Source organism: Lacicoccus qingdaonensis (assembly GCF_900101075.1).
In the GTDB taxonomy this organism is placed as follows: Bacteria; Bacillota; Bacilli; order Staphylococcales; family Salinicoccaceae; genus Lacicoccus; species Lacicoccus qingdaonensis.
In genome coordinates this window covers 44,230-54,303 of the sequence record NZ_FNFY01000017.1, presented here as the reverse complement: position 1 = coordinate 54,303, position 10,074 = coordinate 44,230, and the positions used below count along the sequence as shown (strand labels likewise).

Here is a 10,074-nt window from a genome sequence, read left to right as displayed (position 1 = left end):
CCTCCTTTCTTTGATTATTTAATAGACTTGGGTACTCCGGGATACCCCTGGATACATGCGACAGGATTCAACCTCGCGTATGAGTATTCATTCATAAACATCAATGGCTGCAGAACCCACTACTACATGGATTCATTTGATGCTTATGGATACAGCTTGTGCGTTTGAAATTCATTCGCATGGCCAGGGGAGCAGTCTTAAAGTGTAGTTCAACTACAAGGGGAGATAGCTCATGCCCATTAGATCCTTTCAAATCTATGGCTTTATTATCCAGGGTTATCCCGGAATATCCAAGTCGAAAGACTGATAAAAAGAAAGACTATAAAACTTACTATACGAGGGTGAGATAAATGAGAAATGTATTGTTTTCAATTTTAGTCCGGCCGGTCATACTGTTTGTGCTCGGCATCAATATAAGACACCGCGAGAAGCTCCCTGATTCCGGACCGGTCGTCATCATCGCAAATCATAACAGTCACCTGGACACTCTCGTGCTGATGTCTTTATTCCGCGGGAAAAGTTTCCAGAAAGTCCGGCCGGTTGCTGCCGGAGATTATTTCATGAAAAATAAACTGCTGGCTGTCTTCTCGACGAAAGTCATGAACATCATTCCGATCCAGAGGAAGATGACCAAGGATATCCGGGGCATGTTTTCACCGATTCTCAAAGCTCTTGAGGACGACAGTATCATCATATTATTCCCGGAAGGTTCGAGGGGTGAGGCGGAACAGCTCAGCAAGTATAAAAGCGGCATCTACTATTTGATGAGAGAAGTTCCCGATATCGAAATCGTCCCGGTATTTCTACACGGCCTCGGCAAGGCACTGCCAAAAGGCTCATTCATTTTCGTACCTTTCTTTGTAGACATATTAGTCGGCGACTCATTTAAATACAATGAAAACCGCAAAGCTTTCATGGATACTTTGAATGACAGAATGAATCGTCTCGGAGAGGAGGGGCAGTTTAAAGAATGGTGATAATGATTGCAGCTTTCGTGTGGGGGTTCAGTGAAGCGACATTTTTCTTCATAATTCCGGATGTCCTGCTCAGCTATTATGCCCTCCGGATCAACGGCTTAAAGAAAATCTTCTTAATAAATATCATCTGTATCGCAGGCGCCGCTCTCGGCGGCGGCGTAATTTTCATCATGAGCAGCATTGACCACTCCGCCGTCATTGATTTTATGCTGGCCGTTCCGGCCATTCACACATATATGCTACAGCACGTGGAATCTGAAATGGCCGCCGGCACTTTTACGGCGCTTGTGACAGGGCCTTTATTCGGCGTGCCCTATAAACTGTTTGCAGCCTTTGCACCGCTTCACACAAATATTTTTATCTTCATATTATTTTCCATCCCCGCCCGCTTTATCAGGTTCATCATCATCTCACTGCTCGCTTACATGCTTTCCCATAAAATTTTTAAAGATTTACCGGTAAAAGTTAAAACTTTGATATGGCTGCTCGTATGGATCATTGTCTATGTAATTTATTTTTCCATTCATCCTTTCTAAATATACAGTATATATTTTGTTAACTTGGTTAATGTATATTGACTTACCAGGATTTTTCGGTTATTATTCCTATTAGTTTGGTATGACTTTATCATGTGAGGTGAACGGACTTGAAAGTACAGTTGAAAGACGTACATAAAGAATTTAAAAAAGATGACAAACAAAAACTGCAAGTATTGAATGATATAAACTTCGATATTAAAGAAGGTGAGTTCGTTTCTCTTCTCGGACCTTCCGGCTGCGGCAAGTCGACAATATTGAAATTGATCGCCGGGCTCGAAACAACGACTGCTGGTGAAGTCCTGGTCAATGGTAAAACTGTGAACAAACCGGGGACAGACCGTATCGTCGTATTCCAGGAAGGCGGATTGTTTCCATGGATGACCGTTAAGGAGAATGTCTCCTACGGTTTGAATCTTAAAAAATTGACCAAAACAGAGATCGAAGAAAAGACGATGGACGGGCTCAGAATGGTACATCTTGTAAACTTCGCAGATGCCTATCCACACGAATTATCCGGCGGAATGAAACAGCGTGTGGCAATCGCACGGGCACTTGTGATGGATCCGGATGTATTACTCATGGACGAGCCTTTTGCGGCACTCGATGAACAGACAAGGCTGGTGCTTCATAAAGAACTCCAGAACATCTGGAGAAAGACGGGCAATACGATTTTATTCATAACGCATAACATCCGAGAAGCACTGACTTTATCAGACCGTGTACTGCTTATGAGTACCCGTCCGGGCAAAATAAAAGAATCTTTTACCGTACAGTCTGCACGTCCCCGTGATCCGGCGGACAGTGTCATCGTAGATCTTGAAAGACGTGTCATGGCAGAGCTTGAAATTGAAATGGAAAAAGTATTGAAGGAGGAGTTTGGTGATGACTACAGTCTTAAGGCGGATAATCTTCATAGCAGTGATCATCGGGATATGGGAAGTAATATCTAAGCTGGGATTCTTCCCTACATTTATGTTCCCTCCTATCATCATTCCGAATGAACCCGGCGGCGTCACCGTCATAGGTACACTTATCGGCAGTATTATATCAGGACAGATTGTGACCGCTACAGGGACGACGCTCATCCGTCTGTTGATCGGCTTCTCGATTGCCGTCGTACTCGGCCTGACATTCGGATTTTTGATTGCCCGTTATAAGTGGGTCGACGACACACTCGGTTTCTTTGTGACTGCACTCCAGTCCATTCCGAGTATAGTGTGGTTTCCGCTGGCCATTGTATGGTTCGGGCTCGGCAACGCATCCATTCTGTTCATAGTCGCAATCGGGGCAACGTGGACGATGACGGTAAACTCGAGCACAGGATTTAAAAATGTACCGTCAATTTATATGGATGCGGCAAAGACGCTCGGCTCCTCAGGGTCACACCTTCTGAGAACCGTCATCATACCCGCTTCCGTCCCTCATATCATTTCCGGACTCCGTGTGGCATGGGCATTCGCATGGCGGGCAATCATGGCCGGTGAACTGCTCGGTTCGACCGGAGGTCTCGGTTACCTGCTCGATCTCGGACGTTCAATCCAGGCGATGGACCTTGTACTCTCCATCATGATCGTCATCGGTATCATAGGCACAATCATAGACAACCAGGTCTTCTTACGTATGGAACGTGCAGTCGCACGACGCTACGGTCAGACCGTTTAAATAAAAAACAGGAGGATATACATGAAAAAATTTATTTTGGGTTTTATCGCACTTTCTCTTGCTGTAGTTGCAGGATGTAATAATTCGGAAGAAGCTGCTGAAGAAGTCAGAATCGGCTACTTCCCGAACTTGACACACATCTCGACTGTTGTCGCTTTGCAGAATGGATATTTTGAAGAAGAATTCGGTGAAGACATATCAATAGATACGATGACATTCCCGAACGGCAGTGCTTTCATGGAAGCAATGTCAACTGAGGAATTCGATATCGGAACTGTCGGACCATCTCCTGCAACGACGACGTATATGAGAAACCCTGCGCACTCCATCATTGCAGGTGCAGTTAACGGCGGTGCAGTACTGGCAACAGCAGAAGATTCAGGCATTGAGTCCGTGGCAGATCTGGATGGTAAAAGCGTTGCTGTGCCGACAATCGGTTCCACTCAGGACATCATGCTGAGAAAAGCGCTTCACGAAGAAGGACTGGATGTGGATGATTCAGGCGGCACTGTCAGCCTGAACCCGCAGGCGCCGGCTGATACTTCAACGTTATTCCTGCAGGGCAATGTGGCAGCGGCTGCCACCCAGGAACCTTGGGGAGTATTTTTGGAAAATCAGACGAACGCAGACATCCTTCTGGATGAAGATGAGTTTGGCTGGGGTGCAGATTCCACGATGACAGTGGTCACTGCAAGAAATGCCTTTACAGAAGCAAACCCTGAACTGACTGAAGGTTACCTGCGTGCACATAAAAGAGCCATCGAGTTCATCGAAGAGAATCGCGAGGAAGCAGTCAATATATTCGTTGACCATATTACAGAAATCACAGGCAGTGACCTGAGTGTGGAAGAAACGCTTGAAGCAAGTGAGCGTCTCTACCCGACTCATGAAGTTGACGAAGAAGTGCTTCAGGAAATGGCAACAATCAGCTATGAAGCGGATTACATGTCAAGTGATGACATCGACGGCCTGATCAATACAGAGTTCATCGATAATGTCACTGCAGGAGAAGATTCCGAAACAGAAGAATAATAAAAATGCACTCAACAAAAATCGTTGAGTGCATTTTTATTTGGCTTACCAGCCGCGGTCCTGCATTCTTTCATTTTCAGGCAGTGTGCGTATGTCAACACCCGACATCGGAGTGCCGAGTTCTTTCGCAAGCTCACCGATCAATTTGTAATCCTGATGGTTCTCGGTCGCCTGAACGATTGCCCTTGCAAATTTTTCAGGCTGTTCTGATTTGAATACGCCCGATCCTACAAATACACCGTCCGCACCAAGCTCCATCATCAACGCCGCATCCTGAGGTGTTGCGACACCGCCTGCTGCGTAATTGACTACAGGAAGCTCACCAAGTGCCCTGATTTCTTTCAGCACATCGTAAGGAGCACCCAGATCTTTAGCAAATGTCATCAGCTCATCATCATTTAAAACTGAAATCTGCTTCACCTGCTGGTTGACTCTTCTGATATGCCTCACCGCTTCAACGATGTTGCCTGTACCCGGCTCCCCTTTTGTGCGGAGCATCCTTGAACCTTCACCGATACGTCTTGCCGCTTCACCCAGGTCACGGCAGCCGCACACAAATGGTACATCGTAGTCAGACTTAAGCAGATGGTATTCTTCATCCGCAGGCGTCAAAACTTCCGACTCGTCAATGAAATCGACACCCATCGCTTCAAGTACACGCGCTTCCGAAATATGCCCGATGCGGCACTTGGCCATGACCGGAATCGATACCGCCCCGACCACTTCTTCTATAATACGCGGATCTGCCGCACGGGCGACACCGCCCGCTGCACGAATGTCCGAAGGTACACGCTCCAGCGCCATTACCGCGACTGCACCCGCAGCTTCTGCTATCTTTGCCTGTTCAGCATTGACTACATCCATAATTACGCCTTTATAAGGCATTGCCAGTTTATCCTGAGTCATCTTACATCCCACTTTCTTAAATTATTATCTTATGCTATATTTTAGATGATTAACTGACTCTCAAAAAGTGTCAGATTACCAAATAATATAGGGGTCAGATCATGTATATAAAACTCGATACAAAAAGTGAGATAAGTTTGTATGAACAGCTTTATCAGGAAATCAGAAGCCAGATCTTAAAAGGTGATATTAAAAGCAACGTAAAGCTGCCAAGCAAAAGGCACTTGAAGATGGACCTGAGCATCAGCATGACAACCGTTGAACGCGCATATGACCAGCTGCTCGATGAAAACCTTGTTTACAGTGTGGAAAAAAGCGGATTCTATGTATCGGAGATCGATTTGCTCAAGACGACACCAAAAGAAGTTCCGCACATAACGAAACCCCGGCAGAAAACATTCAGACTGGCACTCGGCACAATAGATACCTCCATCGTCCAAAGAGACGTCATAAAACAGATTTCAAAAGTGGTATTCGAACAGGATGATCTGCTCAATCCGGGGGAGAACAGCGGAGAATATGAGCTGCGTAAAGCAATTTCAGACTACCTTCATTTCAACCGCGGCGTGTCCTGTTCCATCGACCAGATATTCATCGGGCCGTCGACAGAATTCCTGCTGCAGCAGGTTTTATTTTTACTCGATTATCCGGGGATGACGATAGAGAACCCGGGCTATCCGGTAGTCAAAAAAGTGATTTCCCATTTAAACCTCACACATGACATTGCACGTGTCGATCATGACGGCATCAACATGAATGATATCATCAGCAATAAAAATCCCGTTGTGCACGTGACGCCCTCCCATCAGTTCCCGAGCGGGGTCGTGCTGTCGCTTAAAAAACGCATCCAGCTGCTGAACCATGCACTGGAGAATGATGTATATATCGTAGAGGATGATTATGACAGTGAATTCAGGTATACCGGCAAACCCCTTCCTTCTCTGCAGGGGCTTGATCAGAATGACCGGACCATCTACATGAGTACATTTTCAAAGTCACTGTACCCTTCCCTCAGACTTTCTGTGATGGTTCTGCCCAAATCACTTTCTGAGAAATACTACAGGGAAAAATTGTCCTGCAATGTCTCAAGACAGATGCAGCACATTGTGGCCAGATATATATCAGAAGGTTATTTAAACCGCCATATCAACAGAGTACGTAAAATCTACTCCAAGAAGATGCGGAATATAACGAAGTGGCTGAAGACATCATTTCCTGCAGTGGGTGTGGACGGTGAACATACCGGCATGCATTTTGTCCTTAGGTGTCCGAACCGCGATATCATCAGGATGGTCGACAAATATAATCTGATCAGTAAAAATAATTATTCAGTTCATAATCATTTTAATGATTCAGTCATTGTCGGTATCGGAGAGGAAAGTACAGAAGAGATCATTAGTACATTGAATGAATTCCTAAATGAAATATATGGATAAAAAAGGTAAAATAAAAAACACATGGAATGGTTTCCGTGTGTTCACTAGTGGGCCTAAGTGGACTCGAACCACCGACCTCACGCTTATCAGGCGTGCGCTCTAACCAGCTGAGCTATAGGCCCCGGTTATGTAATTAAAAAATAAAAAAATGGAGACTAGCGGGATCGAACCGCTGACCTCCTGCGTGCAAGGCAGGCGCTCTCCCAGCTGAGCTAAGCCCCCATAGTAGAAATATGAAAATGCGGGTGAAGGGACTTGAACCCCCACGTCGTAAAGACACTAGATCCTGATTCTAGCGCGTCTGCCAATTCCGCCACACCCGCGGATTAAAATCGGGAAGACAGGATTCGAACCTGCGACCCCTTGGTCCCAAACCAAGTGCTCTACCAAGCTGAGCTACTTCCCGTAATTCAAGTTAAATATGTTCAAAAAAATAAAACGGTAAGACCGCTTAATAGAAATGGAGCGGAAGACGGGATTCGAACCCGCGACCCCCACCTTGGCAAGGTGATGTTCTACCACTGAACTACTTCCGCTTGTAATAAACTATTCAAATGGAGAATGACGGGTTCGAACCGCCGACCCTCTGCTTGTAAGGCAGATGCTCTCCCAGCTGAGCTAATTCTCCCTGACTCTAATGTTGAGTGCCTATTAATAATAATATAAATGTCATTACAATGTCAACAAAACCTTAACATTTAAAAGTGTAAAAAGGGAAAGCAAGTAGAATCCTTCAGTTAAAAGTGATTCCACTTGCTGACAGGTAATAATCCATACGACAAGTTTTGGTGTCGAACGTCAGCTCAACCCGCTGAAATCGATAATAAAAAAACATTATCTCCTGCCAGTCCTTCCATCCTATATCTCTTGGTCTTCCACAGGATCCATCCAGTCTATCGCGCCTACCGTCATTGCCAGATGCACCATTTCACTGTCCTTTTTCGCACCGTGCCAGTGAACGACATCTTTGGCGATATTGATGACATCACCCGCTTTGATCGTCTCAGGTTCTTTCCCCTCTTCCTGATACCAGCCTTCACCATGAGTGACAAGCAGTACCTGTCCGACTTCGTGGGAATGCCATTTCGTTTTGCCGCCCGGCTTGAAAGTCACATTCGCTATCGGAGTATTGAGAGGCTCATCCTCTTTAAAAAGCACTTTATGATAGACTTCTCCTGTAAAATTATCCGTATTTTGCTCGCCTTCTGGGAAAATCTTTTCTGCAGACATTTACTCAGCCCCTTTCGAATCTTATACTTCTAAAATATCACTTTTTCAAAATATATTGAAATGATGCGGTCGAAAATAAAAGGTCTCGGTCATCTTTTTGTTGACAGCTCAAAGATTATTCCCTGATCTGTCCGGATCCTTCCACAACATATTTATAGCTGGTCAGAGCTTCCAGTCCCATCGGTCCTCTTGCATGCAGTTTCTGTGTACTGATGCCGATTTCGCCGCCGAACCCGAACATTTCACCGTCAGAGAAACGCGTTGAGGCATTCACATAGACTGCTGCCGAATCCACATCGTTAAGGAAATTCTGGATGGCCTGATAATCTGTCGCAACAATCACATCGGAATGTCCGGTCGAATATTGTTCTATATGCCCGATGGCACTGTCGTAGCCATCCACCACTTTTACCGCTATATCGTAACCCAGGTATTCATCAGTATAGTCTGATTCCTCTGCAGGGACTGCGTTTTCCACCAGTCCGCATACTGTTTCATCTCCATGGACAGTCACCCCGGCTTCGTCCAGTGCTTCAGTAAGTTCCGGCATCACGTCAGCTGCGATACTTTTATCCACCAATAAAGTTTCCAATGCATTACAGACGGATACTCTATGCGTTTTCGCATTGACGAGTATTGATTTCGCCATGTCGATGTCCGCTGATTCATGAACATACATATGACAGTTGCCTGTGCCGGTTTCAATGACCGGTACTGTTGCCTGCTTCAATACTGCCTGGATCAGCCCGGCTCCGCCTCTCGGTATGAGACAGTCCACACTCTCATTGAACTGCATGAACTCCGCCGCCAGTTCTCTGGACGGATCTGTGATGAGCTGGATGCTGTCCTTCGGCACATTTGTTTTTGCCAGACCGCCCTGCAGCACTTCGACTATTGCCTTATTACTGTTCATCGCTTCTTTTCCGCCACGCAATATGACAGCATTCCCGGCTTTCAGACATAATCCTGAAGCATCAGCAGTAACGTTCGGACGTGATTCATAAATAATACCTATGACTCCGAGCGGCACTCTTTTTTTACTGATTGAAAGACCGGCTTCATTCACCCACTGGCCGTCACTCCTGGCTGTCGGATCTTCAAGGCCGGCCATCTTGATCAGTCCGCCCGCAATGCCTTCGAGTCGATTTTCATTCAATGTCAGTCGTTCCACCAATGCCTCAGACAAGCCGTTCTCCTGTCCGTTTTTGATATCCTGTGCGTTGGCCTCCAAAATCTTTTCATGATTATCCTTCAAAGCTTTCGCCATTGAGAGCAGCGCTTCATTTTTATCTTCGGCTGAGAGACTTCTCAAATTTCTCGCTGACTGTTTCGCTTTTTTACCAAGCTGCTGGAGCACTTCATTTTCAATCATAGTATTTTCGTTCATAATCAATCATCTCCCTGTGTTAATAATTCCGGCTGTTCTTTTTGAAACAGAGTTCCGACTTCTTTGCCATCCACTATATCGAATATGATATTCGGATTTTCGGCAGAGGCGATCACCATCGCCTGATCATTTTCCATGACGCGTTTGGCTGCATTCAATTTCGTCTCCATGCCCCCTGTTGAAAATACCGAACCGGCACCGCCGGCCATGGCAAGTATTTCATCGCTGACTTCGTTCACATAAGAAATGAGTTTTGCATCTGCATCAGTGTGTGGATTCGCATCGTATAAACCTTCTATATCACTTAAAATAATTAACATATCTGCCTCTGTCACTTCAGTGACAACTGCCGACAAAGTATCGTTTTCCCCAAATTTTGATCTGCGGCCGGATTCATCCACTGAAACGGCATCATTCTCATTGATGATCGGAATGATTTTATTTTTCAGCAGTGAATTGATGGTCGTCTGACAGTTCGCATATGCATTCGGATAACTGACAATATCTCTCGTCATCAGTATCTGCCCGACATGCTGGTCATAATGCTGGAAGAAACGGCTGTACAGATTCATCAGCACCCCCTGTCCGACAGAGGCCAGTGCCTGCTTCTCCGCAATACTCTCCGGATATGCATCCATATTGAGTGTACACGCCCCGGCACCGACAGCCCCGGAAGCCACGAGGATGACGTCATGGTCCTGCTGCCTGAGCGTCGAACAGACGTAGGCAAGTCGGTCGATTTTATGATAGTTGATTTTGTCGATTGACTTCATTATGGAATTTGTGCCGATTTTGATGACTATGCGCTTAGAGTTTTTTGATAACCCCAGTTTCATATGTATCACTCCTGAAATTCATAATGATTGTAATTATACATTAAAACGTATATAAATGAACCCATAATC

At 45.6% G+C, this 10,074-nt stretch carries 10 protein-coding genes and 6 tRNA genes; 6 read left to right on the top strand and 10 right to left on the bottom strand.

The window, feature by feature from the left end; translation table 11 throughout:
* The first annotated feature begins 350 nt into the window (after positions 1-350).
* The 5 genes from BLR15_RS09660 (at position 351) to BLR15_RS09640 (ending at position 4,210) form a co-directional block, all read left to right on the top strand.
* Positions 351-977 (top strand): lysophospholipid acyltransferase family protein, encoded by a 627-nt coding sequence (locus BLR15_RS09660; protein WP_092986983.1) that lies wholly within the window; start codon positions 351-353, stop codon positions 975-977.
* Positions 971-1,513: a hypothetical protein gene (locus BLR15_RS09655; RefSeq protein ID WP_092986981.1), complete on the top strand. Its 543-nt coding sequence runs from the start codon at positions 971-973 to the stop codon at positions 1,511-1,513. Before BLR15_RS09660 ends, BLR15_RS09655 begins: the two co-directional genes overlap by 7 nt.
* A gap of 110 nt (positions 1,514-1,623) precedes the next feature.
* A complete protein-coding gene (locus tag BLR15_RS09650) occupies positions 1,624-2,466 on the top strand; it encodes an ABC transporter ATP-binding protein (protein WP_092986979.1) in 843 nt (280 codons plus the stop codon).
* On the top strand, positions 2,399-3,178 hold the full coding sequence (locus tag BLR15_RS09645) for an ABC transporter permease (RefSeq protein WP_092986977.1): 780 nt from the start codon (positions 2,399-2,401) through the stop codon (positions 3,176-3,178). Before BLR15_RS09650 ends, BLR15_RS09645 begins: the two co-directional genes overlap by 68 nt.
* A 21-nt stretch (positions 3,179-3,199) precedes the next feature.
* Positions 3,200-4,210: an ABC transporter substrate-binding protein gene (locus tag BLR15_RS09640; protein WP_092986975.1), complete on the top strand. Its 1,011-nt coding sequence runs from the start codon at positions 3,200-3,202 to the stop codon at positions 4,208-4,210.
* A 45-nt stretch (positions 4,211-4,255) separates the two neighbouring features.
* Here the strand turns inward: BLR15_RS09640 and pdxS are convergent, their stop codons facing one another.
* Entirely contained in the window at positions 4,256-5,116 is an 861-nt protein-coding gene (gene pdxS / locus BLR15_RS09635) for a pyridoxal 5'-phosphate synthase lyase subunit PdxS (RefSeq protein ID WP_092986973.1), read from the bottom strand.
* 101 nt (positions 5,117-5,217) lie between these two features.
* On the opposite strand from pdxS, the gene pdxR reads away from it, so the two are divergent.
* A complete protein-coding gene (gene pdxR, locus BLR15_RS09630; RefSeq protein WP_092986971.1) occupies positions 5,218-6,552 on the top strand; it encodes a MocR-like pyridoxine biosynthesis transcription factor PdxR in 1,335 nt (444 codons plus the stop codon).
* Positions 6,553-6,600: 48 nt separating this feature from the next.
* Here the strand turns inward: pdxR and BLR15_RS09625 are convergent.
* The 9 genes from BLR15_RS09625 to proB all read right to left on the bottom strand — a co-directional run bounded on the left by BLR15_RS09625 (position 6,601) and on the right by proB (position 10,005).
* Positions 6,601-6,674: transfer RNA gene (locus BLR15_RS09625), tRNA-Ile, on the bottom strand.
* Between the two features lie 27 nt (positions 6,675-6,701).
* Positions 6,702-6,774, bottom strand: a tRNA-Ala gene (locus BLR15_RS09620).
* Between the two features lie 18 nt (positions 6,775-6,792).
* Positions 6,793-6,875, bottom strand: a tRNA-Leu gene (locus BLR15_RS09615).
* A gap of 9 nt (positions 6,876-6,884) precedes the next feature.
* Positions 6,885-6,958: transfer RNA gene (locus BLR15_RS09610), tRNA-Pro, on the bottom strand.
* 55 nt (positions 6,959-7,013) lie between these two features.
* Positions 7,014-7,088 (bottom strand) — tRNA-Gly (locus BLR15_RS09605).
* 19 nt (positions 7,089-7,107) lie between these two features.
* Positions 7,108-7,180: transfer RNA gene (locus BLR15_RS09600), tRNA-Val, on the bottom strand.
* Between the two features lie 230 nt (positions 7,181-7,410).
* Positions 7,411-7,782 carry a cupin domain-containing protein gene (locus BLR15_RS09595; protein WP_092986969.1) on the bottom strand — a complete coding sequence of 124 codons (372 nt, stop codon included), beginning with the start codon at positions 7,780-7,782 and terminating at the stop codon, positions 7,411-7,413.
* A gap of 115 nt (positions 7,783-7,897) precedes the next feature.
* Positions 7,898-9,169 carry a glutamate-5-semialdehyde dehydrogenase gene (locus tag BLR15_RS09590; protein WP_092986966.1) on the bottom strand — a complete coding sequence of 424 codons (1,272 nt, stop codon included), beginning with the start codon at positions 9,167-9,169 and terminating at the stop codon, positions 7,898-7,900.
* A gap of 2 nt (positions 9,170-9,171) precedes the next feature.
* Positions 9,172-10,005 carry a glutamate 5-kinase gene (gene proB / locus BLR15_RS09585; RefSeq protein ID WP_092986964.1) on the bottom strand — a complete coding sequence of 278 codons (834 nt, stop codon included), beginning with the start codon at positions 10,003-10,005 and terminating at the stop codon, positions 9,172-9,174.
* Positions 10,006-10,074: the final 69 nt, after the last annotated feature.